The sequence below is a fragment of the Pseudocolwellia sp. G5-9 genome, assembly GCF_055808995.1.
In genome coordinates this window covers 4,195,828-4,219,571 of record NZ_CM147893.1, presented here as the reverse complement: position 1 = coordinate 4,219,571, position 23,744 = coordinate 4,195,828, and the positions used below count along the sequence as shown (strand labels likewise).

Sequence of the window (23,744 nt, the reverse complement as noted above, 5' to 3'; positions counted from 1 at the left end):
ACAATGAAATACCCTATAGTTAATTGGTCGTTACTCGACGAAAAAGCTAAACAAGACACGTTAGCACGCCCTGCTATTGCTGATAGTGCCACGCTATCAGAGCAAGTAGCGAGTATTCTTGATTTGGTGAAAACACAAGGTGATAAAGCATTATACAATTTAACTGAAAAGTTCGATGGTATTGCATTAAAAACCTTAACCGTTTCTCAAGAGCAATTAGAAGCCGCTGTAAAAGCACTTTCACCAAAACGCTTAAAAGCGATTGAAACGGCTTATGGTCAAATTAAACGTTTTCACGAAGCACAAAAACATCAAGATATTGCCGTTGAAACAACCCCCGGCGTTAACTGTGTTTTAAAATCTGAAGCCATTGAAAGTGTTGGTTTATATATACCTGCAGGCAGTGCGCCATTACCTTCAACGGTATTAATGCTAGGTGTACCATCACAAATTGCCGGTTGTAAAAGATCAGTATTAGTATGCCCACCAGACAAAGATGGTAAATTAGCTAACGAAATTTTAGCTGCTGCAAATTTATGTGGCATTACCGAAATATACACAGTGGGTGGCGCACAAGCTTGTGCCGCGTTAGCTTTTGGTACTGAAACCATTAAGTCGGTGAATAAAGTGTTTGGCCCAGGCAATAAATTTGTAACTGAAGCTAAAAAGCAGCTGTCTCAACAAGTCGCTGGTTTTGCCATTGATATGCCTGCTGGCCCTTCTGAAGTATTAGTGATTGGTGACGAAAACAGTAACCCTGCTTTTATCGCATCAGATCTATTATCTCAAGCAGAGCATGGTCCAGACAGCCAAGTTATTTTAGTGTCAAACAGCGAAAGTTTATTAAGCGCTGTAGATGTTGAATTACAAAAGCAAGTGGCTTTATTAAGCCGTTGCAATATAGCTACCGCCGCTCTTGAACACTGTCGTTTAATTTTAACAACGTCTATTGAACAAGCGGTTGAAGTATCGAACGAATATGGTCCAGAACATTTAATTGTACAAACCGATAACGCGAGTAGCTTAGTAAGTAAGTTACGTAATGCAGGTTCTATTTTTGTAGGTGCTTTTACACCAGAATCTGCTGGTGATTATGCAAGTGGTACAAACCACGTATTACCTACTTATGGTTATTCAAAAGTGGTAAGCAGCTTATCTTTAGCCGATTTTTCACGACGTTTTACTGTACAAGAAATTACACGCTCTGGTTTAGCAAGTTTAGCTGAATGTATTATCGAATTGACTGATGCTGAAGGATTAGATGCTCACCAACGTGCTGTCACTATTCGTTTAGAGGATGCAAAGTAATATGAGTAATTCTAGTTCAACCGTACCCTCAATAGTAAACAAGCTCGCTAGAGCTGAACTGGTAGACATGATCCCCTATGAGTCAGCTCGTCGCTTACATGCTGGTAATGGTGAATTTAACAATAAAACATGGTTAAACGCTAACGAAGCTGCAGGATTAGGAAATTATGAGATCAGCGCTGACTGTATAAATCGTTACCCTGACTTTCAACCTGACTCATTAATAAACGCCTACAGTGAATATAGCCAACAGCCTAAAAGCAATATACTTGCAACACGTGGTGCAGATGAAGGTATTGAATTAATTATTCGTACGTTTTGTAAAGCGTATGAAGACAGCATTCTTATTTGCCCACCAACATATGGTATGTATGCCATTAGTGCAGAAAATCACGGTGCAGGTATTGTTAGAGTACCTTTGCAAAGTGAAACAGGTATCAACGAATTAGATATTAACGCGCTAAAGCAACAAGTGGGTAATGCAAAAGTTGTGTTTTTATGTTCGCCGGGCAATCCTACAGGTAATTTATTACCTCACGCACAAATTAAAGAAGTACTTGAGCTATTTAAAGACACCGCTATGGTAGTTGTTGATGAAGCTTATATCGAATTTAGTGCAGATAAGTCGGTTGCTAGCTGGTTACCTCAGTACGATAATTTAATTGTTTTAAGAACCTTATCTAAAGCTTTTGCATTAGCTGGTTTACGCTGCGGATTTACTTTAGCAAATAGTGATGTTATTGCGATGTTAAGTAAAGTGATTGCGCCTTACCCTATTTCAGCACCTGTTGCAGAAATAGCAAGTAAAGCGTTAAAAGGTGATAACTTAACGGTAATGACCGAACGTGTTAAATCGACTAACACGCTTGCTAAAGAATTGTCTACTTGGTTAAAAGCACAACAATGGTGTACTCAAGTTTTTCCAACGGATGCAAACTTTGTGTTATTTAAAACACCTCATAAAGCTTTTGTTTTTGAAGCACTTTTAGCAGAAAACATATTAATTAGAGATCAATCTAAACAACCGCAACTAGCCGATTGTTTACGTATTAGTATTGGCAGTAAGTCAGAATTAGCTTCATTAAAACAAGTTATTGAAACAGCATTTTCTAACTTAAAATCTTAAACAAGCAAACTACAGAGAAATAAAATGGCACAGCAAAACATATTATTTATTGATCGCGATGGCACCTTAATTGAAGAACCGATCAGCGACAAACAAGTAGATACCTTAGAAAAGCTTGTTTTTGAACCTAATGTAATTCCTGTTTTACTAAAATTACAAAGCAAAGGTTATCGCTTAGTAATGGTATCAAACCAAGATGGCTTAGGTACCGACAGCTACCCACAAAGCGACTTTGATTTACCTCATAACAAGATGATGGATATTTTCGCTTCTCAAGGTGTTATTTTTGATGACGTTTTATTATGTCCTCACTTTGATTCAGACAACTGCTCTTGCCGTAAACCTAAACTAGGTATGGTAAGCGAGTACTTACAACAAGGTAAAGTTAACTTTGCTAACTCTTTTGTTATTGGTGACAGAATTACTGACATTCAATTAGCTGAAAATATGGGGATTACAGGTATTCAATATAATCCTGAAACCCTAAATTGGAACGACATTGCTGAGCAGTTACTTGTTAAAGCACGTACTTCTAAAGTAACTCGTACCACTAAAGAAACCGACATTAATATTGAAATAAACTTAGATAAAGTAGGCGCTTCAGAAATTAATACAGGCCTTGGCTTTTTTGACCACATGTTAGATCAAATATCTACCCATGCGGGATTTTCAATGATTGTTAAAGTAGATGGTGATTACCATATTGATGATCATCACAGCGTTGAAGATACTGGCCTTGCTTTAGGCCAAGCTTTAAAAGAAGCGCTAGGCGATAAACGCGGTATTGGCCGTTTTGGTTTTGTATTACCTATGGACGAATGCCGTGCAGAATGTAGCTTAGATATTTCAGGTCGCCCTTGGTTAGAGTTTAACGCAAACTTTAGCACCGAAATGGTAGGTGGTATGTCTACACAAATGGTACATCACTTCTTCCATTCGTTATCGCAAGCTATGGCTGTTACGTTACATTTATCAACAAGTGACGGTAACAGTCATCATCAAGTAGAAAGTTTATTTAAAGTATTTGGCCGCGCATTACGTCAAGCAATTGAAGTAAAAGGCGATGTTTTACCTAGCTCAAAAGGTTCATTGTAATGTCGAGCAGTAATTCAAAACTAAACGTTATTGTTGATACCGGTTGTGCCAACTTATCTTCAGTACAATTTGCTGTTGAGCGCATAGGTTTAAAAGCGCTCATTACAGATGATGTTGAAATTATAAAATCTGCTGATAAAGTGATTTTACCCGGTGTTGGTAATGCTAAACATGCGATGGCTAACATCCATAAAAAAAATCTAGCCCCTACGATTCAAAACTTAACTCAACCTGTTTTAGGCTTTTGTTTAGGTATGCAATTAATGACAGAAAGCTCTCATGAAGGAGATTTTTCTGGCGAGTTAGAAATAATTGATTGCTTAAACCTAATACCCACACAAGTAAAACCACTTGCAGCTAATGGCTTACGCTTACCGCATATGGGTTGGAATACCTTAACTTCGGTAATCGAGCACCCTGTTTTTCAAGGTATTAACACGGGCGAATACTTTTACTTTGTACATAGTTTTGCTGTACCTGTAGGTGAATTTACTGCGGCTACTTGCCAATACGGCACTGAGTTTTCAGCCGCTATTGCTAAAGACAACTTTATTGGCTGTCAATTTCACCCTGAACGTTCAGGTAATGCCGGTAGTAAAATTATTAAAAACTTTTTGGAGATGTAAGCCATGATGATCCCAGCAATAGACCTTATCGATGGTCAAGTAGTTCGACTTTATCAAGGCGATTACGAACAAAAAACAAATTACGACTATACAGCAAAAGAACGTCAAGATTTATACTCACAAGCAGGTGCAACCGTAATGCACTTTGTTGACTTAGACGGCGCTAAAGACTCAACTAAACGCCAGCTAACGCTACTTAAAACATTAGTCAATCACGAAAAAATGACCATTCAAGTGGGTGGCGGTGTTCGTTCTAAAGAAGATGTTGAACAACTTTTAACGGTAGGCGCTGACCGCGTAGTTATCGGTTCGTTAGCCATTAAACAACCTGAACTAGTTGCACAATGGATACAGGAATTTGGCGGCGAAAAAATCGTTTTAGCACTTGATGTTAAAATTGATGAAAACGGTAATAAAACCTTACCTACTCACGGCTGGATAAAAGACAGTGGCGTTAACTTAGAAGAGTTATTAGAACACTATCAAGATGCCGGTTTAAAACACGTACTTTGTACTGACATAAGTAAAGACGGTACGCTATCGGGTTCAAACGTTACTATGTACACTGAATTATGTGCACAGTATCCTGAACTTGATTGGCAAGCATCAGGTGGCATTGGTTCATTAGACGATATTAAAGCTTTAATTCCAACAGGCGTTAGCGGCGTAATTTTAGGTCGTTCATTACTTGAAGGTAAGTTTACTTTAGAGGAAGCTATCGCATGCTGGCCAAACGTATAATCCCTTGTCTTGATGTTAAAGACGGTAAAGTAGTTAAAGGCGTTAAATTCCGTAACCATGAAATTATCGGTGATATTGTTCCCCTAGCTGAACAATACGCAAAAGCAGGTGCTGACGAACTCGTATTTTACGATATTACCGCAAGCGCCGACGGTCGTGTTGTCGATAAAAGCTGGGTTACCCGTATAGCACAAGTTATTGATATTCCTTTTTGTGTCGCTGGCGGTATTAAAACTGAAGCTGACGCACAACAAATATTAAAAATGGGTGCTGATAAAATTAGTATTAACTCTCCGGCTTTAATGGACCCAACCTTAATTTCACGTCTTGCTGATCAGTTTGGTCAACAGTGTGTTGTAGTAGGTATAGACAGCTTCTTTAATGAAGAAACTGGTGAGTATCAGGTTTATCAATTTACCGGTGATGAATCACGTACACAAAAAACCTCATGGACTACGTTTGAATGGATCAAAAAAGTTCAAGAACTAGGTGCTGGTGAAATTGTTTTAAACTGCATGAACCAAGATGGTGTGCGTAAAGGTTACGACATAAAACAACTTGAGCAAGCACGCGCTGTTTGTAATGTACCTTTAATCGCTTCTGGCGGTGCTGGTGAAATGGTGCATTTTAGCGATGTATTTCAACAAGCTGATGTTGATGGTGCGCTAGCTGCCAGTGTTTTCCATAAAGGCATCATCCCTATCTCTGAATTAAAAGAGATGCTCAAACAGAATAAAGTTGAGATCCGACTTTGTGAGGAAAAAACATGTTAGTTACTTTAGAAAATAGCCAAGAACTTGCTTGGGATAAAATGGACAACCTATTACCTGCAATTATTCAAGATGCTGCAACTGGCGCTGTATTAATGCAAGGTTTTATGAATCAAGAAGCCTTAGAGGCAACGTTAAAATCAGGTAAAGCCACTTTCTTTAGTCGTTCTAAACAACGCTTATGGATGAAAGGCGAAAGTTCGAATAATACATTAGATGTTAAACAAGTATTAGCTGACTGTGACAAAGACTGTTTACTCATTGCTGCAAATCCTAATGGCCCTACTTGTCATTTAAATACAACGTCATGTTTCCCTGAAGAGAAACTTAGCCAACAAAACTTTTTAAGCCACTTAGAACGCTTTGTTGATAAACGTGCTAACGATCCTATTGAAGAAAGCTACACAGCAAAATTATTATCTCGCGGTACAAATAAAGTTGCTCAAAAAGTGGGGGAAGAAGGTGTTGAAGTAGTAATAGCCGCTCTTGCTGAAACTAAAGAAGAGTTTTTAGGTGAATGCGCTGACTTGTTTTATCACACGCTTGTACTGTTAAAAGATCAAAATGTAGAGCTTTCTGAAGTAATGGAAGTATTACAAAAAAGACATAATAAATAATCTAACCTATTTATTATTTAACGAGAGGCACTTTTTAGTGCCTTTTTTTATTGCGCTGTTTAATTACGTTAGCTTAATGCTTTATTTAATACATTGCGCAAATTATGATTAAAAGCATAACGATTAAATATTAATAAGCTCAGGTTACAAATTATGCCACAACAATTATTATGGTTCACAAAACCATTCTCATCGCTGACAACAGATGAGTTGTACGACATTTTAAAACTACGTATCGATGTTTTTGTTGTTGAACAAGCCTGTTATTACCCTGATCTTGATGAACATGATAGGCACTCAGACACTATCCATCTTTTTTCCTATTCTCTTAATGAAATTAAAAATAACAACAATGTAATAGCCGCTTATTTACGTATTTTACCTAAAGGCACAACTTATACTGATTATACAAGTATTGGTAGAGTTGTTATTGCCCCCGAATACCGAGGGCAAAAGCTAGGCCATCTATTAATGAAAAAAGCACTAGAGGCGTGTGAAAGATATTTCCCCGAAGAAAGTATAAAAATATCAGCTCAGGCGCATTTAGAAAGCTATTATCAAACTTATGGCTTTAATCGTATTTCAGATATCTATTTAGAAGACAATATCCCTCATATTGCTATGCTAAGAGCCTCATTATGAGTTAGTTTGTTTTTCAAACATTAAATTTAAAAATAGCTTATTTATATATAGATAGAGTGCGCAGTTTAACGACAAATCGAACACTGTTTGTTCAAACAGTCAAAAAGTCTCTTTTTTTATAAAAAAACGGTTGACGTAGGTCAGCGAGATTTGCATAATACGCGCCACTTGCTCAGGCAGGTTGGTTAGGCTACATAGCTCAGTTGGTTAGAGCACATCACTCATAATGATGGGGTCCCAGGTTCGAGTCCCGGTGTAGCCACCATTTTTGAAATGCGGGGTTGGCGGAATTGGTAGACGCGCTGGATTTAGGTTCCAGTATCGCAAGATGTGAGAGTTCAAGTCTCTCACCCCGTACCATTTCAAAGCAGCGTTAGCTGCAAAGTAAGTTACATTGCAGGGGTATAGCCAAGCGGTAAGGCAGCGGGTTTTGATCCCGTCATTCAGAGGTTCAAATCCTCTTACCCCTGCCACTTTCTTTGAAGATTCTTTATAAAATCCATCATATAGAAAAGTTGTATTGTAATTTACATTTGAGTTTTTCTGCAGGGGTATAGCCAAGCGGTAAGGCAGCGGGTTTTGATCCCGTCATTCAGAGGTTCAAATCCTCTTACCCCTGCCACTTCTCAAGTTCTAGAATAATTTAATATTTCCAAAAAGATTATATTATGCGCGGGGTTGGCGGAATTGGTAGACGCGCTGGATTTAGGTTCCAGTATCGCAAGATGTGAGAGTTCAAGTCTCTCACCCCGTACCATTTCATATTATATTCACACTTATCTTATTACACCTTTCCTTAATTTTAATATTTATTAAACTTAAAAATTATAATCCACATGCGTACGCTAGCGCTTTCTTTTTAATCACACCTGATTTATTTGCTACTATTAATCCTAGGTTTCGGACGACCTTAGTAATAATTGAAGGATGGCTAAACGACGCATATAAAGTATCCATAGCTGTCATCATAAGTAAATTATCTTTTCTTCTTTGCTTTTCATATCGGGCTATTACACTTACATCAGACCAAACTTCTCCATTGCCTATCGCTGTTGCAATAACATGTTGAAGTGCTTTTACGTCTTTAAAGCCTATATTAACTCCCTGCCCAGCCATAGGATTAATGGTATGGGCCGCATCCCCGAGTAATACCACTCTATTTTTTTGATAAGTATTTGCATGTTTGCGAGTTAATGGAAACGCTCCTTTATTAAGCACTTTAATTTTCCCTAATCGTTGTGGAAAATGCTTCATTACTTCTAATTCAAGTTGCTGATCACTCAAAGCAGACAAGCGCTTAATTTCATTTTTTTGATGATACCAAACTAAAGACGCGTATCCACCGAGTTCACTTATACCGCTAAGCGGAAGCATAGCAACAGGCCCAGTTTCGTAAAACTGTTGCCACGTTATATTTTGTTGGATTAATTCTGTTTCTACGTTAATAAGCATGGCTGATTGGCCGTAATCCCAACCTGTAACACCAATATTAGCTAAGGTTCGAACCTTACTATTAGCGCCATCAGCAGCAATAAGTAATTTTGACGATATTGTATGACTTTCAAGCTCAATAACCACTTCATTCTCGTATTGCTCAAACGATAGCAGTGTATTAGGACAAAAAGCGGTTATATGATTATTGCTTTCTATAGCTTCCCATAAAGAAAGCTGAATCAACCGGTTTTCAACAATATGCCCTAAAATAGGTTGTTTAATCGTTTGTGAATCAAACTCAGTATAAGATAACTGACTTTCCCAAACCCCCAAACGAGAATACGGACACATCCTTTTTTTCGATAACGAATCCCAAACATCGAGTTGCTCAAGTAATTGTTGAGTGGCAACAGAAATTGCTGACACCCTTAAATCAAAAGCTGATTGAGGATCGAATAACTCGCAAGGTTTAACTTCAACTATAGCAACTTTTAACCCCAGATTTGCCAGAGTTAAAGCACTTGCTGCGCCTACCATTCCACCACCTACAACTACACAATCAAAGTTTTTCATCTATAACTATCTTTCGTCCTTCATATGGTTTTATTTTAACGAACCTTTGCAGCTTATACGATATTTAAATAACAACTGCATATTCAGGGCAATTAAAATATGAAAAGACTGAAACATATAAAGATATCTTTCCTATACTCATGAGTGGCATGAAGTAGTTGCTACAATAAAAACAATTTAAATTACTTTTACAAGGAATAATAATGAGTCATTTAGAAGAGAAATTAAAAATAGCTGAAGACATTAACTTAACCTTCGATTTAAGAGAAAAACCTAATTATTCAAACTTAAAAGCTCACCAAGATCGAGCGGTAATTGCTCACTTACGTGCTGATTTAGTACTACCCAATAATAAAATATTAACGGTAGATATAGATTTTGATTCGACAAGTGGCTACCATAACAACACGATGATTATTATGGATGACTTTGGCGTAGATATACTCGCCACAGGATTTGAAACAAAATATGGCAAAGAACATGCCGATAAAATACGCCATGCATGGGCGAATAAAGAACGTCCTTCAGATCCAAGAAAACCCACCTATATGTTGGTGCAAAAGCCTATTGATGAAAATATGGTACCTAAAGTTTTTGTGGTTTGTGGTAGGAAAGATCACATATCTAGCTCAGCAAAAAATATCTTATAAATCATCTGTAACTAAGTGGCATGTATTATTGCCGCTTATATTCCTAACATTTACTTCCACAAATATATCAGCTTCACCCGCAACTCCTCTATCGTCTTATGTAAAACCTCAAAATATAGTTCAAGACAATCATGGTTATATTTGGTTTGGGGGGCAAACAGGACTCTCTCGTTTTGATGGTGTTAATATTATTAGTTTTTCAAGCCAAAGTGCCCAATGGAATATCCCCTTTACTTGGATACATGATATAGCCCTCGAAGGCGATGATTTTATTGTTTCTACTGAATCTCAGCAATTATGGAAGTTTAACCCTCTAACAAGAAAAACATCTCAAATAGAAATCAATCTTCCTTCAAAAACCATCTACAATGCTATTGTTTTTAAAGGAAAATATTATTTAAATATTCCAAAAAATATTTACCAATATACTCCATCAACTAAATCAACGACCCTTATTGCAGAAAGCGTAGATATTTCTTTTTTCAAGAAAACGAACAAAAATTTATATGCAGCAGGTCGAGGCGGGTTGTTTAAATACAAAAACAACACTTTTACCCCCCTAATTAATGAAAATATTTACCATATAAGCACCAACGATAACGGCATTTTAGTTATCACTCAAAAGAACATTATCTTCATTGATGATAATGGTAATCGCCCGACAATACCTAATACTGAAGAGTTAATACTAAGTACTCAGTCTAACGATGGTAATTTTCTCCTACTTAATAAAGCTGGCAACATTGTAAAGCTGTTAGCTAAAAACTTAACTAAAATTGAGCATAATTATCCTGATATTGAACCCTTGATCGCAAAAGATATGATGCTAGACTCATCTAATACTTTATGGATCAGCAGTAATAAAGGTATAAAAAACATATCGCCATCTCCCATAAAAAATCATCCAAAAATCTACAATGTTGCCACTAATGCTAATGAAACAGCCTTATTCAAAAACAATATCCTTGTCGGCAGTTACGGCGACGGCATTCATGTTTTTAACAATAACCGAACAACATTATCATCAGAAATAAATCCATTTCTAACCACATTAGCTAAAAAAACAATGGATTTATTACCTATTGACAATGATCTATACATAGCAACTTTTGATGGGTTATGGGTATATAACTTTTTAGATAAAGAAGTCAAAAAAGTTGATTTTATACACAATAATAAACTTTTACTCAAACTCACTAAAAATCAAAATTTACTTTATATAGCAACTAATTATAACGGTTTCTATATATACAATTTATTAACGAAACATATTATTGACCATATAGATGTAGATAATGGAATAAGCAGTTCAGAAATTATAGATATAATGACCCTTGATAATCATAAAATATGGTTAGCAACATCAAAAGGTATAGATATATATAATCGTTATACAAAGGTGACTCAGCATATTAACTTACCTGGTAAGAGCAAGGTCATATCATTTGCTGTATTCAATAACAAAGTGTACGCCGCAACAAAAGGTGATGGTTTGTTTGTATTAAATTTTCACGGCGATGTTTTATCTCGAATAGGTATAGGTATTGATTTTTCTATGATATCGGTAATACATGATGAAATTTGGGCTCCGGCTCAGCAAGGTTTATACCGTATAAATACAAAAGATAACACCATTGCGCTGGTTCCAAATACTGAACAGTACACCTTTACTGATAGTCCAATAAAACATAACGACAATGTCTATATTCCTCATTATGGAGGCATGCTTGAAGTACCATTAACACAGATAAAGAAATATAACTCGCTGATATCTATTAGTGAAATTACTGTTTCTGGGCAAAAATTCTTAATGAATAAGAATATTAACGTTAACTCCGAAAACGATGTTATATCTTTTAATTTAGCGAGTTTAGATTTTCGTTCAGGTAAGCCTAAAGAATTCCAATATCAAATTAACAATAGCGATTGGAACAGCATATACGGTAATCAATTAACACTAACAGGTTTACAATCAGGTACTTACAAATTAACGATAAAAGGCACAAATAGTTTAGGTCAATGGAGTGATATTCAAGCATTTGCAGAAATCAATGTGGCTTATCCTTGGTATTTAACGCCCAAAATCAAGAACCTTTATCTATTTATCATATGCCTTATTCTGATTGTAGCTGCTTGGTTATTATATCTTAGGTTTAGATCCATTCGCCATATTCATTCCATTCTTTCTAACGATATAAGAATGCATGGTAAAATATCCTTTAATGTTGAAAGAAACCTTAAGCAAGCGAAAGAACTATTATCTAATGATTTTGAAAGTTTTACTCCCGCGCGTTTACATCAAATATCACAAATAGTGAACAAATGTATCGAATCTTTATCTGAAAACGACCAAGATGTTGAACCTAATACTATTAGAGGTAAATCACTAGAAGTTGCTCTACCTTATTTTGTAAACTATATACACGAAAAGTATCATTCAAATATTAATTTACAGATTGATATTTCTGAATCTAGACTTAGCCATGAAATGCAGGCTGATATGTATAAAATAATATACGAGACTATTGTTTCAACAATAATGAATGGAAATGGAAGCAACTTCGAGATAACGATACAAGAATTTAAACAAAAAATATGGCTAACTATTTCAAATGATGAAAATGGCTTTTCAAAATTTAAAAATAAAATAAATTTTGATATATCAATGTATTACATTCGACAAATAGCAAGTAAATACAACGCTTCATTCAACGTTTTCGATAAAGAAAATTCAGGCAGCCAACTCATCATTAGCATCCCACTAATGGATATTTCTTAATATTCTTAACAATACTATTTAATAGCTATAACAACTAGTTAGTTAAAAGTGACCTATTTTTTCTTGTATTAAATACGTTAATTCATTAATTGAAACATTATAATTTACTTACCTGCGTCAACTAAACTGGCGTCTCTTCTAAAGAAAGAGTAAAATACGACTCCTTTTTTAAAATCACTATTGAATTATTAGGCAAGTATTAATGAGTAAAAAGCTTTACATAAAAACATGGGGCTGCCAAATGAACGAGTACGACTCGCAGAAAATGGCTGAACTTCTAGATTCAACTCATGGCTATGAGTTAGCAGACGAAGCTGAAGATGCTGATGTTATTTTATTAAATACTTGTTCGATACGTGAAAAAGCTCAAGAAAAAGTATTTCATCAACTCGGCCGTTGGAAAAATCTAAAAATAACCAACCCCGATCTAGTTATTGGTGTTGGTGGCTGTGTAGCATCACAAGAAGGTGATGCCATTCGTCAAAGAGCGCCTTATGTTGATATGGTTTTTGGCCCTCAAACTTTGCATAGATTGCCAGAAATGATACAACAAGTTACGGGTGATAGAAGTCCTGTTGTTGATGTAAGCTTCCCTGAAATTGAAAAATTTGACCGCTTACCAGAACCTAAAGCTGATGGACCTACCGCCTTTGTTTCTGTAATGGAAGGTTGTAGTAAATATTGTACTTTCTGTGTAGTTCCTTATACGCGTGGCGAAGAAGTAAGTCGTCCGCTTGACGATGTATTATACGAAGTTGCCCAACTCGCAGAGCAAGGCGTACGTGAAGTTAATTTATTAGGCCAAAACGTAAATGGTTACCGAGGTGAATCTCATGACGGTAGCATTTGTCGTTTTTCTGAACTATTACGCTTAATCGCTACGATTGATGGTATTGATAGAATTCGTTATACCACCTCTCACCCTATAGAATTTACAGATGACATTATTGAAGTTTATAAAGACGTTCCTGAACTAGTTAGCCATCTACATTTACCAGTACAAAGCGGTAGCGACCGAATTTTGGTACAAATGAAGCGTGGACATACTGCATTAGAATATAAGTCTCAAATACGTAAATTAAAAAAAGCGCGTCCAGATATTTGTATGTCTTCAGACTTTATTATTGGCTTCCCCGGCGAAACTGACGATGACTTTAAAGCAACAATGAAACTGATCACAGACATTGATTTTGATTTAAGTTTTAGCTTTATTTATAGTGCTCGTCCAGGAACACCAGCAGCAGACTTACCTGATGATGTTTCAGACCAAACTAAAAAAGACCGTTTACAAATATTACAAGACACTATTAGTAATCAAGCATTACGTATTGCACGTCAAATGTTAGGTACAGAACAACGTATTTTAGTTGAAGGCCCTTCTAAGAAAAACCCAATGGAACTTCGTGGCCGTACAGAAAACAACAGAATTGTAAATTTTGAAGCGCCTCATCATGTTATTGGCCAATTTGTTGATGTAAAAGTTACCGATGTTTATTCTAACTCTCTGCGTGGTGAATTAATAAGAGAAGAGAAAGATATGGGATTACGTGTTTCACATTCTCCTGCCGACATTCTTGCAAACAATCACCACCAACAAGCAAAACATGGCGCAAACGAAATCGGTGTAAGTACTTTCACCCCTTAATTTAATAAACGTCATAAGTTATTAAAATAACAAATATGACTCTTTTGGATAGTTACTTTGAGTAAAAACAGCAACCACATATTAACATTAGAACCTGAAGATAATTCACGACAAGCCTCTTTATATGGCCCAATGGACGATAACTTAAAAACAATTGAAAAACGTTTAGGCGTTGAAATAAGTTATCGTGGTAATCAAATTAAAATTGTGGGTAAAGAAAACAATTGTTTAGCCGTTAGTAAAATATTAAAAGACTTATATGTAGAAACCAGTACCGTTAAAAATCAGCATCAAAATATTACCGATGAAATGGTTCATCTCGCTATTATTAGCGCAAATGTTTTAGAACAAGAACCAAGTAAAAGTAATCTTGATGTAAATTTTGATAAGTTAATTACAATTAAAACAAAACGTGGTGTTATTAAACCACGAAATGAAAATCAACAAAGTTATGTACACAACGTAATAACTAACGACATTAGCTTTGGTGTGGGTGTTGCCGGTACAGGTAAAACTTATTTAGCCGTGGCTTGCGCGGTTGAAGCATTAGAAAGGCAGGAAGTTAGACGTATTTTATTAACACGCCCAGCAGTAGAAGCTGGTGAGAAACTCGGTTTTTTACCCGGTGATCTCTCACAAAAAGTTGACCCTTACCTACGCCCTCTTTACGATGCATTATTTGAAATGCTGGGTTTTGAAAAGGTAGAAAAACTGATTGAACGTAATGTAATTGAAGTAGCCCCACTTGCATATATGAGAGGCCGTACCTTAAACGATGCCTTTATTATTTTAGATGAAAGTCAAAACACGACCGTTGAACAAATGAAAATGTTTTTAACGCGTATAGGCTTTAATGCAAGAGCAGTAATTACCGGAGACATTACTCAAGTAGACTTACCTCGTGGACAAAAATCTGGTTTACGCCATGCAATAGAAGTGCTTGAAGATATTCCAGGCGTTAGCTTTAACTTTTTCGAATCAAAAGATGTTGTTCGTCATCCTGTGGTTGCAAGGATAATTGAAGCCTATGAAACACACGAAAAGAAAACAAATCGTATTAAAGCAGAGCAAAGTGCTGCCGCAATAGAAAATAAAGCGAAGGCTCAAGAGTAATGGCAGTACAATTAGATGTTCAAATTGCTTGTGAAAATAAAACCTTACCATCAGTAGAACAGTTACAATTGTGGGCTGAAACAGCATTATCCACTATTGAAAACGATCCTGAATTAACCATTCGACTCGTTGAAACAAAAGAAAGCCAACAACTTAATCATCAATATCGTCAAAAAGACAAGCCAACGAATGTTTTATCTTTTCCCTTTGAAGTACCTGAAGGTATTGATATTAACCTATTAGGTGACCTTATTATATGTGCTGACGTGGTTATTCAAGAAGCACAAGAGCAAAACAAAAAGAGTGAAGATCATTGGGCTCATTTAGTTATCCATGGATGCTTGCATTTACTTGGATATGACCATATAAAAGAAGATGAAGCTATTGAGATGGAATCAATAGAAATAAGACTATTATCAATCCTTGGTATAGACAACCCTTACCAAGAAGTATAGATTTCATATTTAAACATTAATTATAGGAAATATAATACCCCATGGGCGATGATAACCCACACTCTAGCAGCGGTTCTTCAAACAAATCACTTTGGACGAAAGTTACACAAGTATTTACAGGAGAACCGAAAAGTAAAGATGAGTTAGTTGATGTCTTAAACGATGCTGAAGATCGAGAACTAATACGACCAGAAACAAAATTAATGATCAAAGGTGTTTTAGAAGTATCTGATATGCGAGTAAGAGATATCATGATACCAAGATCACAAATGGTTACCCTCGATATTAATGACCCTCTTGAAAAGTCACTTCCTAAAATTGTTGAATCTGGACACTCTCGATTCCCCGTTATTAATGAAGATATAGATAAAATTGAAGGGATACTTTTAGCTAAAGACCTCCTTGCCTACGCTTTCCAGCAACAAGATGAAGAATGTACTATAGCAAAGGTTATCAGACCTTCGATTATGGTACCTGAAAGTAAAAAAGTTGAACCCCTATTAAAAGAATTTAGATCGCAGCGTTATCATATGGCTGTTGTTGTAGATGAGTATGGTGGCGTTTCAGGTGTTGTTACTATTGAAGATATTTTAGAGCTTATCGTTGGTGAAATTGAAGATGAAACTGACGATGCAATCGAAGAAGATATTAAGTACCTTGCAGGCCAAGTGTATCAAGTTAAAGCCCTGACTGAATTAGCCGATTTTAACGAATACTTTAACACCAGTTTCAATGAAGAAAACGCCGATACAATTAGCGGTATTATACTCCATCAGTTTGGGCATATGCCTAAAAAAGGTGAAATTGTTAGCATTAATGAATTTGAGTTTAAAATTACTGCTGCCAATAACCGCCGAATTCAAACAATACAAGTTACCGTTCCTAAAGACCACGAAGTTAACGGTAAAAACGTTGATTAGCATTACTCATTTGGATATTCATGTTTTCAACGTTAATCAAATCTCTCAAAGTATTTTTTAGCGCGCCTAAAAACTGGCTTAGCTTTATTGCTGGGCTTAGTTTAGTTTTCGCTTATGCACCATTTTCCTTATGGTGGCTTCCATTTATTACGATTGTGCTTTGGCTTACTCTAATCAACAATAATACGCCTAAAGAAGCAACTAAACAGGGTTTTATTTTTGGTTTTGGTTGGTTCGCCAGCGGTATAAGTTGGGTCCATGTTGCTATAGATCAATTTGGCGGATTACCACTTGCTGTATCTATTTTATTGATGGTTCTTCTCTCTCTTTACTTAGCGGTATTCCCCGCATTAGCAAGTTATTTAGCTGCCAAACTTTCAACTAATAAACAATTTAATGTATGGCTATTTTCTGCATTTTGGTTAATGACTGAATACCTACGTGGTGTATTATTAACGGGGTTTCCATGGTTATCTTTAGGTTATACGCAAATAGATAGCCCTTTAGCTTCCTTGATACCTGTTTTTGGTGAGGTTGGTGTCACTTCAATAGTCTTACTTACTTGTGTTTCAATCCTTCAATTTGTTAAGCGTAAAAATAGATACATATCAGTTAGTATACTTTTATCTACCGCCATCGCAGCAGGCTATTTTAGCCAGACAACTTGGGTGACTCCAACCGGTAAATCTATAAAAGTTGCATTAGTACAAGGCAATATAAAACAAGAAATAAAATGGGCTCCTGAGCAAGAATGGCCTACCATGCTGAAATATTTAGATTTAACACGTGTAAATTATGATGCTGATATCATTATTTGGCCTGAGTCAGCAATTACAGCACTTGAACCTAGGGCCCAAGACTTTTTAACACTAGTAAATAAATCTTCGGCCTTACAAAACAGCGCAATAATAACCGGAATATTAAATTATAACTATGAAGCAAGAGAATACTTTAATAGTTTAATCACCTTGGGTAAAAAACACGAAAGTGATAGTGAAGGAAGCTACGAATACGATCACACAAATAGGTATTCAAAATATCATTTATTACCTATAGGTGAATTTGTTCCTTTTCAAGAATGGTTAAGACCTATTGCTCCATTATTTAATTTACCGCAGTCGTCCTTTTCTTCTGGTGAATATAAACAGCCAAACCTTGTTGCCAAAGACATTAACATATTACCACTTATATGCTTTGAAATAGCTTTTCCGGCGCAATTAAGAGCAAATTTCCAACCAACAACCGATCTATTATTAACGGTTAGTAATGACTCTTGGTTCGGTAACTCCCATGGTCCTCACCAGCATTTAGACATTGCAAGAATGCGAGCCGCAGAGTTTGGACGTCCCTTGCTTCGCTCGACTAACAATGGTGTAACAGCCGCAATAGATCATACAGGTAGTATCATAGGCACTGTTCCACAATTTACTGAAAGTGTACTCAGAGCAGAAATCAACTTAGTCAAGGGAACAACACCTTATGCTAAGTGGGGGCAGTTCATTCAGTGGTTAATTCCATTACTTACCTTACTAACTTATCTATTTAACGCGTTGTTATTTCAACGTAAAACAAAATAAAAAAGCTTTATATTTACTAAATATAAAGCTTTTTTCATCATTTACTCAATAAATTTACGAGCTTTTAGGGTGTAAACTCACTTTGTTTCGGCCACTTTCTTTTGAACGATATAAGGCTTCATCAGCATGTTCAATCCATGCTTCATAAGTTTTAATACTAGGCTCCACTTCAGCAATCCCTAAACTTATAGTATAAGAGAGATCAATATCATTATGCTTAACAATAGACTGAGCAACTTCCTTACGTAATCTTTCAGCAAATATTTGAGCGTTTTCTAAAGGAGTATCGGCCAACAAAATAACAAATTCTTCACCACCATAGCGCCCTGAAATATCAGTTTCGCGTACGTGTTGTCTAATTAATCCAGATAAATGGCGGATAACATCATCCCCAACAGTATGGCCGTATGTGTCATTTACATGCTTAAAGTGATCTATATCTAATATAACTAAACTGCTTGCACTTCTACTTCGACACCAGCGTTTAAATTCAGCATTCAAACAACTTTCCCAGTGACTTCTATTAAACAGCTTTGTTAAACCGTCTGTTTGGCTTAAAACAGCTAGTTCAGTATTAACTCTTTCAAGGTCATTTTTATTTATTGCGTTATCAGTTACATCATAAATAAGTAAACATAAATGGGTTACCAAACCCGTAGACGACATCAAAGGAATAAACGTCGTATTCTGATACATATATTCTGCAGAACCTGTAATTGGACGATAATTTTGAAACTTAAACAAATAAGGCCTTTGTTCCCAAATGGTAAACGCTTTGTTTTTAAGTAAAAAAACAGATTCAGCTTTACGTTTAAACCAATCTTGGGGAATTTCATCGAATAAAGAAAAAATCTCTTTGCCTTTTACTTCTCGTGGTAACAAACCACTATGGTTTTCCATAAAACCATTCCATATTTGAATTTTATATTGGCGATCAAGAACAACTAAACCCACATCAATAGTGTGGAGCATTTCCATCAGCCAATGTAATTCATTCATTTCTTCAGTTTCATGCGACATAGTTAATCCAATAAGTAAGAAATTTTATTGTTAAGTGTTTTCATCGATTCTTCTGTGAATAATAATAACAAGTCACATTTTATCGGGTAATTTTCAATGCTATAGCTTATTTCAATTGCTAGGGTTCGCCTCCAGCGAGTTGAGTTAGTTGCGATAAGTTCAGAAATTTTTCTGTGCTGCCCTAGAACAACAGGGTGCCCTTGACTAAAGTTCATATCAAGTTGCTCTGAAACACCACTTAAACAAGCACCAATTAAAACATTTGCCATGTCCATGAGTAGTTCTAACTCTGAATTTTCATCTAATATTTGCTGATAGTTCATCAAGGTAGCAATATCTTTAAAACTGGAGTCATTAAGTATTAATAGGGCTTCTCCTGACACACCTGCACCTATGAAGCCTTGGCAAATACCTGAAGTACTTTCATTCACTTCAACTGCTGATAAAGCCATACTCAATTCGCTGACTTCAATCAAATTAACATTAGGAATAGGCAAAACAACAAATACATCTAATAATCGTGCTAATAAGTCACCTGCACGCCCCATAGCAACGTTCGCAATTTCTTGATAGCAATCTCTTAAATCAGATTCTAAAAAATCAATTTCAGGCTTGTTAACTGTAGGGGTATCTTCAATCTTAGCTGTAGTTACCGGTGGTAAATTAATTTTAGATGTTGATTCTTCTGCAATAACAAGTGGATCTTGTGTGTCTACTGACTCAGCTGAAGCAGTATAAACACCATAAGCAGAAAGGATTTCAGTGAGTTTTTCTTTACTTACTGGTTTTTGAATAAAGTCTAAAGCACCTAAACTAGTAACTCTTTGATGCGCTTCTGGCTGAATATCTCCCGAAATAACGATAACAAGTGTAGGGAGATCTTGTTCAACAATAGCTTGAAGAACTTCGTATCCATCCATTCCTGGCATGTTTAAATCTAAAAGAAGAACATCACCTTTTCCTGCTTTAATGGCTTCAATACCTTCAAATCCATTGGTTGCAAAACTTATATCGACATCCCAGCCGTCTGGCAAAGAACGCGCTACTTGTTTACGCGCCATATTTGAATCATCACAAATTAATAACGGAGTTGACATACACGCTTATTTCCCTAATTGACTCAAAACTGATAAAAAGAAGAATATAAAAAACAATATTACTAATAACAAGGTTACTTGTTAACAATAGATAATAATAACGAAGACTGCAGATAATTTTTTAAAAAAATTAAATAAAATACGGTAAACTGTCTTCAACCAAATCTGATTGACCTTATTATACAATGAAATTTTTTACATTAATTACCTTTATTTTTATCACTTTACCTCCTTTTTCATCAGCGCATGATAATACACTTCCTGAAAACAGCTCATTAGTAAAAGCTGGAGGAAAATTTGTAACGCTAATAGGCCAACAAATTAACGTGGGTGATAGCGCACCTAATTTTAAAGTGGTAAACGAAAGCTTTTCTCCAGTAACGCTTAAATCTTTTAAAGGTAAAAATATTTTAATATCTGTAGTCCCTAGTTTAGACACAGGTGTGTGTTCAATTCAAACGAAAAAATTTAACGAAAAAGTTGCATCTCTGCCTGCAAACACAATATTTCTAACTATAAGTAATGATTTACCCTTTGCACAAAAACGTTTTTGCACAACTGAAAGCATTAACGGTATTCAAGTTTTATCTGACTCTGTTTGGAGAGACTTCGGTAAAAAATACGGTCTTTTAATAAAAGATATGGGATTATTAACGCGGTCTATTTTTATTATTAATTCTGAACAGAAAATTGTTTATAAAGAGTTGGTTTCCAATATTTCAGATCACCCAAATTATGAAAAAGCTTTTGAAAAAATCTCTTTATTAAATAAACCATTATAAAACAGCAAAAAGAATAAAACATTTATAGTTACTAATCAACAACTTAAAATAAAAACCAAATAAAATAGAAATTTATTTGGTTTTTATTCTTGAAAAAAATCACTTCAATACCATCTATTATAGTGTAGTCGCCGATAGGGTCTACATTAACCGCCTGTTCAAATTGAAAGGCACATTTATCCTGATAATAAATTATTTAAAAATCGTTAATTCGCAATTTAATTGGCTTTAACTATATAGATTTTACTTCTATTGATTTTAACAAAAATAATGATATTTAACGGATATAGCATATTGCTAACTAAATATAGGATATGAATATTATGCGTACATCTACAGATTTTAGCCCACTTTACCGTTCATTTATTGGTTTTGACCACTTAGCGGGTTTGATAGATAAAGCCTCTAGAGCTGATAAACAATCATCTTACCCTCCATATAATGTTGAACTGCTTGCAGAAGATCAATACAGAGTGACTATGGCAATCGCGGGATTTGCCGAAGATGAGTTAGAAATTGAATCAAAACAAAACACATTAATTGTTACTGGCATAAAAACAGGCAGTAATAACAAAGGCGAACAAAAATTCTTACATCAAGGTATTGCTGAGCGTAACTTTGAAAGAAAATTTCAACTCGGCGATCATGTAAAAGTAACAGGCGCTTCTATGGAGCATGGTCTTTTACATATTGATTTAGAAAGAGAAATACCAGAAGCACTTAAACCAAGAAAAATAGCCATTAATGGTAAAAATCCATTACAAAAAACAGTATCTAATATTCAGGAGGCTGCCGCTTCTTAATATGATATGACAAGTGTTTCCCCTTATTTATTTTTGCCCAGCTTTTAGCTGGGTTTTTTTACGCCTAAAAATTATTTAACAATCTCTAATAAACTCAGCTATTTTCGGCTGTATTATACTGGCATGACTTATTGGTCCCATATGTCCAGCTTCAAAACTCACTTCTTTAACGTTATCTAAGCTAGCAACAATCAGTTTTGCTAATGTTTTACTTAATTGTGGGCTTTGATTTCCTGTCATCATCATAACAGGAGATTTAATTTTACTTATATCGTCAGGCCCGTATGTTTCAACAGTTAAACCGATAAAATCTAAATTCACTTTTTCCATATCTTTAGCCATTAATTGCTGCATTCGTTCTGGTAGGCTTCTGAAAAAGCCTTTTGCATTCCAAAAGTCAGTAAATTTTTCAGCCGCTAAATAAAGATCATCAATATTAACTTCTTGAGCAAACTTATTAGCCGCTATTCTTGCTTCACTTCCTTGAGGCAATAAATGAAAAGCGACAGGCTCGTATAAAGATAGTGATAATACCTTGCTAGGATTTTCAACCGCTAACTTTAAACCAAGCGCACCACCACAAGAATGCCCTACAATATGATAAGCCTCATTTGGAATAATTTGTTGTAAAGCTTGTTGGATACGTTGTATCTCAATAGAAAAATTATAAACCTTTGGATCTTTAACACCTTCAGCAGATCCATATCCCAAAATATCTATATTAATCACTTGAAAACTATTTTTTAAACATTCCACTAAAGCCAACCACTGCTTTGAACTACTCAAAGAACTATGCAATAAAATAACGGCCGGCCCCTGCCCTGAAACATGTATTCCTCGGGGTAAATCAATCATTTAATACCTACTTTTATATAACTGAAATGAAAAACTAAACAAAGTTTTCATTAAAACTCTAATTTAAATAGTAGTTCTCCTAGATCAGGAGACCATTGATACTCAGTCATCTTTATTTTATTTCCAAGAACAACAACTTGTTCATCTTGTAATAAATTTTTCTGTTTAATAAATAACTCACTTCCCGTAGGAAAAGAAATTTTCCCTTGTGAGTTTATCACTCGAAACCAAGGAACCTTTTGATTATTCCAGCCATTATTGGGCACCTCACCTAAGGCTTTTCCAACTAATCGTGCGCGGCCCGGTAATCCTGATAAATCAGCAACCTGCCCGTAACTAGCTACACAACCAAAAGGAATAGCCTGTACCGTTTTCCATATTTTTACATATTGTTTGTTAACAGGCTGTTTATTCACATCTTGCGATGTAATTACCATGGTAATACTTGACCAGTAGAATGTTTAAAAACACCGGTTTCTTTTAAAGTGAGTCCATGAATTAAATCAACAATTTTTACCGCAGCTTCATTTGCTGAAATATCACCATTATTATTTACCATCTCGGTTTGAACATAACCTGGGTGATAAATACCTACCGCAACATCTTGAGAATATAAATCTTTACTTAACGACATAGCTGCAGCATTTAACGCGGCTTTAGACATACGGTAACCATAACGCCCGCCAGATTCATTATCGGCAATAGAGCCCATGCGTGAGGTGATCATCGCCACTTTACCATCTAAATTTAAATTACACTGTAACGTATCAACAATATTTAATGGTGCTAAAGCGTTCACTTCAAATTGCTCTCTAATCGTGTCGAGATTTATATCTGCTAAACTTTCATCCCTAAGAATTCCAGCATTACAAACCAGTATATCAATGCCTATACCACTCAAAGCTTTCTTCATATTCTTAATACCTTGAGTGGTAGCTACATCAATATCTGTAATAACATGCACACCTAAATTATTTAGCTCTTCTGAAGAGTTTCTACACAAAGCATATACAAGATGGCCCTGTGATTTAAAAACCTCAGTCATTGCTAAACCAATACCACGATTAGCGCCAGTTATTACAATCGTTTTCTTCATAATATTTCCTTAGCCTATTT

General features: G+C 35.6%; 23 protein-coding genes and 5 tRNA genes. 22 read left to right on the top strand and 6 right to left on the bottom strand.

The features are described from left to right. Nucleotides 1-3: 3 nt before the first annotated feature. The 13 genes from hisD (at nucleotide 4) to AC0L5Q_RS18275 (ending at nucleotide 7,682) form a co-directional block, all read left to right on the top strand. The gene (gene hisD, locus AC0L5Q_RS18335; RefSeq protein WP_473612802.1) at nucleotides 4-1,308 is read left to right on the top strand and encodes a histidinol dehydrogenase; all 1,305 of its coding nucleotides are present in this window, start codon (nucleotides 4-6) and stop codon (nucleotides 1,306-1,308) included. A 1-nt stretch (nucleotide 1,309) separates the two neighbouring features. After that, nucleotides 1,310-2,434 (top strand): histidinol-phosphate transaminase, encoded by a 1,125-nt coding sequence (gene hisC, locus AC0L5Q_RS18330; protein ID WP_473612799.1) that lies wholly within the window; start codon nucleotides 1,310-1,312, stop codon nucleotides 2,432-2,434. 24 nt (nucleotides 2,435-2,458) lie between these two features. Then, nucleotides 2,459-3,529: a bifunctional histidinol-phosphatase/imidazoleglycerol-phosphate dehydratase HisB gene (hisB, locus tag AC0L5Q_RS18325; RefSeq protein ID WP_473612795.1), complete on the top strand. Its 1,071-nt coding sequence runs from the start codon at nucleotides 2,459-2,461 to the stop codon at nucleotides 3,527-3,529. Then, entirely contained in the window at nucleotides 3,529-4,155 is a 627-nt protein-coding gene (gene hisH, locus AC0L5Q_RS18320; protein ID WP_473612793.1) for an imidazole glycerol phosphate synthase subunit HisH, read from the top strand. The genes hisB and hisH overlap by 1 nt, the downstream gene beginning before the upstream one ends. Before the next feature lie 3 nt (nucleotides 4,156-4,158). Then, complete coding sequence (gene hisA, locus AC0L5Q_RS18315) at nucleotides 4,159-4,896, top strand: 1-(5-phosphoribosyl)-5-[(5-phosphoribosylamino)methylideneamino]imidazole-4-carboxamide isomerase (protein ID WP_473612788.1); 738 nt, start codon at nucleotides 4,159-4,161, stop codon at nucleotides 4,894-4,896. Continuing rightward, nucleotides 4,878-5,669 carry an imidazole glycerol phosphate synthase subunit HisF gene (gene hisF, locus AC0L5Q_RS18310; protein ID WP_473612784.1) on the top strand — a complete coding sequence of 264 codons (792 nt, stop codon included), beginning with the start codon at nucleotides 4,878-4,880 and terminating at the stop codon, nucleotides 5,667-5,669. The genes hisA and hisF overlap by 19 nt, the downstream gene beginning before the upstream one ends. Continuing rightward, on the top strand, nucleotides 5,663-6,283 hold the full coding sequence (gene hisIE, locus AC0L5Q_RS18305; RefSeq protein ID WP_473612781.1) for a bifunctional phosphoribosyl-AMP cyclohydrolase/phosphoribosyl-ATP diphosphatase HisIE: 621 nt from the start codon (nucleotides 5,663-5,665) through the stop codon (nucleotides 6,281-6,283). Before hisF ends, hisIE begins: the two co-directional genes overlap by 7 nt. Nucleotides 6,284-6,436: 153 nt before the next feature. Further along, nucleotides 6,437-6,925 (top strand): GNAT family N-acetyltransferase, encoded by a 489-nt coding sequence (locus AC0L5Q_RS18300; RefSeq protein ID WP_473612778.1) that lies wholly within the window; start codon nucleotides 6,437-6,439, stop codon nucleotides 6,923-6,925. Between the two features lie 188 nt (nucleotides 6,926-7,113). Continuing rightward, a tRNA-Met gene (locus tag AC0L5Q_RS18295) sits at nucleotides 7,114-7,190 on the top strand. A 10-nt stretch (nucleotides 7,191-7,200) separates the two neighbouring features. Further along, nucleotides 7,201-7,285: transfer RNA gene (locus AC0L5Q_RS18290), tRNA-Leu, on the top strand. A 38-nt stretch (nucleotides 7,286-7,323) separates the two neighbouring features. Beyond that, nucleotides 7,324-7,398 (top strand) — tRNA-Gln (locus AC0L5Q_RS18285). Between the two features lie 74 nt (nucleotides 7,399-7,472). Continuing rightward, a tRNA-Gln gene (locus tag AC0L5Q_RS18280) sits at nucleotides 7,473-7,547 on the top strand. 50 nt (nucleotides 7,548-7,597) lie between these two features. Next, a tRNA-Leu gene (locus tag AC0L5Q_RS18275) sits at nucleotides 7,598-7,682 on the top strand. A gap of 68 nt (nucleotides 7,683-7,750) precedes the next feature. Here AC0L5Q_RS18275 and AC0L5Q_RS18270 read toward each other — a convergent pair. After that, entirely contained in the window at nucleotides 7,751-8,932 is a 1,182-nt protein-coding gene (locus tag AC0L5Q_RS18270) for an FAD-dependent monooxygenase (protein ID WP_473612774.1), read from the bottom strand. Between the two features lie 203 nt (nucleotides 8,933-9,135). On the opposite strand from AC0L5Q_RS18270, the gene AC0L5Q_RS18265 reads away from it, so the two are divergent. The 7 genes from AC0L5Q_RS18265 (at nucleotide 9,136) to lnt (ending at nucleotide 18,071) form a co-directional block, all read left to right on the top strand. After that, a complete protein-coding gene (locus AC0L5Q_RS18265; RefSeq protein ID WP_473612770.1) occupies nucleotides 9,136-9,582 on the top strand; it encodes a hypothetical protein in 447 nt (148 codons plus the stop codon). Then, a complete protein-coding gene (locus AC0L5Q_RS18260) occupies nucleotides 9,503-12,361 on the top strand; it encodes a ligand-binding sensor domain-containing protein (protein WP_473612766.1) in 2,859 nt (952 codons plus the stop codon). Before AC0L5Q_RS18265 ends, AC0L5Q_RS18260 begins: the two co-directional genes overlap by 80 nt. A gap of 202 nt (nucleotides 12,362-12,563) precedes the next feature. Next, nucleotides 12,564-14,006: a tRNA (N6-isopentenyl adenosine(37)-C2)-methylthiotransferase MiaB gene (miaB, locus tag AC0L5Q_RS18255; RefSeq protein WP_473612761.1), complete on the top strand. Its 1,443-nt coding sequence runs from the start codon at nucleotides 12,564-12,566 to the stop codon at nucleotides 14,004-14,006. A gap of 57 nt (nucleotides 14,007-14,063) precedes the next feature. Next, entirely contained in the window at nucleotides 14,064-15,119 is a 1,056-nt protein-coding gene (locus tag AC0L5Q_RS18250) for a PhoH family protein (protein ID WP_473612757.1), read from the top strand. Continuing rightward, nucleotides 15,119-15,574, top strand: a complete 456-nt coding sequence (gene ybeY, locus AC0L5Q_RS18245; protein ID WP_473612754.1) for an rRNA maturation RNase YbeY — start codon at nucleotides 15,119-15,121, stop codon at nucleotides 15,572-15,574. The genes AC0L5Q_RS18250 and ybeY overlap by 1 nt, the downstream gene beginning before the upstream one ends. Nucleotides 15,575-15,615: 41 nt before the next feature. Continuing rightward, complete coding sequence (locus AC0L5Q_RS18240) at nucleotides 15,616-16,494, top strand: HlyC/CorC family transporter (RefSeq protein WP_473612750.1); 879 nt, start codon at nucleotides 15,616-15,618, stop codon at nucleotides 16,492-16,494. 20 nt (nucleotides 16,495-16,514) lie between these two features. After that, nucleotides 16,515-18,071, top strand: coding sequence for an apolipoprotein N-acyltransferase (gene lnt, locus AC0L5Q_RS18235; protein ID WP_473612746.1), 1,557 nt, complete (start codon nucleotides 16,515-16,517; stop codon nucleotides 18,069-18,071). 54 nt (nucleotides 18,072-18,125) lie between these two features. Here lnt and AC0L5Q_RS18230 read toward each other — a convergent pair whose 3' ends face one another. Both AC0L5Q_RS18230 and AC0L5Q_RS18225 read right to left on the bottom strand, forming a co-directional pair. Beyond that, nucleotides 18,126-19,091, bottom strand: coding sequence for a sensor domain-containing diguanylate cyclase (locus tag AC0L5Q_RS18230; protein ID WP_473612741.1), 966 nt, complete (start codon nucleotides 19,089-19,091; stop codon nucleotides 18,126-18,128). A gap of 2 nt (nucleotides 19,092-19,093) precedes the next feature. Beyond that, the gene (locus tag AC0L5Q_RS18225; RefSeq protein ID WP_473612738.1) at nucleotides 19,094-20,188 is read right to left on the bottom strand and encodes a response regulator; all 1,095 of its coding nucleotides are present in this window, start codon (nucleotides 20,186-20,188) and stop codon (nucleotides 19,094-19,096) included. A gap of 185 nt (nucleotides 20,189-20,373) precedes the next feature. Here AC0L5Q_RS18225 and tpx point away from each other — a divergent pair, with 185 nt between their 5' ends. Then, complete coding sequence (gene tpx / locus AC0L5Q_RS18220; protein WP_473612734.1) at nucleotides 20,374-20,970, top strand: thiol peroxidase; 597 nt, start codon at nucleotides 20,374-20,376, stop codon at nucleotides 20,968-20,970. A 323-nt stretch (nucleotides 20,971-21,293) separates the two neighbouring features. Continuing rightward, the gene (locus AC0L5Q_RS18215) at nucleotides 21,294-21,773 is read left to right on the top strand and encodes an Hsp20 family protein (protein WP_473612730.1); all 480 of its coding nucleotides are present in this window, start codon (nucleotides 21,294-21,296) and stop codon (nucleotides 21,771-21,773) included. 75 nt (nucleotides 21,774-21,848) lie between these two features. On the opposite strand, the gene AC0L5Q_RS18210 is transcribed toward AC0L5Q_RS18215, so the two are convergent. From AC0L5Q_RS18210 to AC0L5Q_RS18200, 3 genes are read right to left on the bottom strand one after another with little or no spacing between them, the layout of a single operon-like run. Beyond that, nucleotides 21,849-22,628, bottom strand: a complete 780-nt coding sequence (locus AC0L5Q_RS18210; protein WP_473612726.1) for an alpha/beta fold hydrolase — start codon at nucleotides 22,626-22,628, stop codon at nucleotides 21,849-21,851. A gap of 50 nt (nucleotides 22,629-22,678) precedes the next feature. Continuing rightward, on the bottom strand, nucleotides 22,679-23,065 hold the full coding sequence (locus AC0L5Q_RS18205; RefSeq protein WP_473612722.1) for an MGMT family protein: 387 nt from the start codon (nucleotides 23,063-23,065) through the stop codon (nucleotides 22,679-22,681). Further along, nucleotides 23,059-23,724, bottom strand: coding sequence for an SDR family NAD(P)-dependent oxidoreductase (locus tag AC0L5Q_RS18200; protein ID WP_473612719.1), 666 nt, complete (start codon nucleotides 23,722-23,724; stop codon nucleotides 23,059-23,061). The genes AC0L5Q_RS18205 and AC0L5Q_RS18200 overlap by 7 nt, the downstream gene beginning before the upstream one ends. Nucleotides 23,725-23,744: the final 20 nt, after the last annotated feature.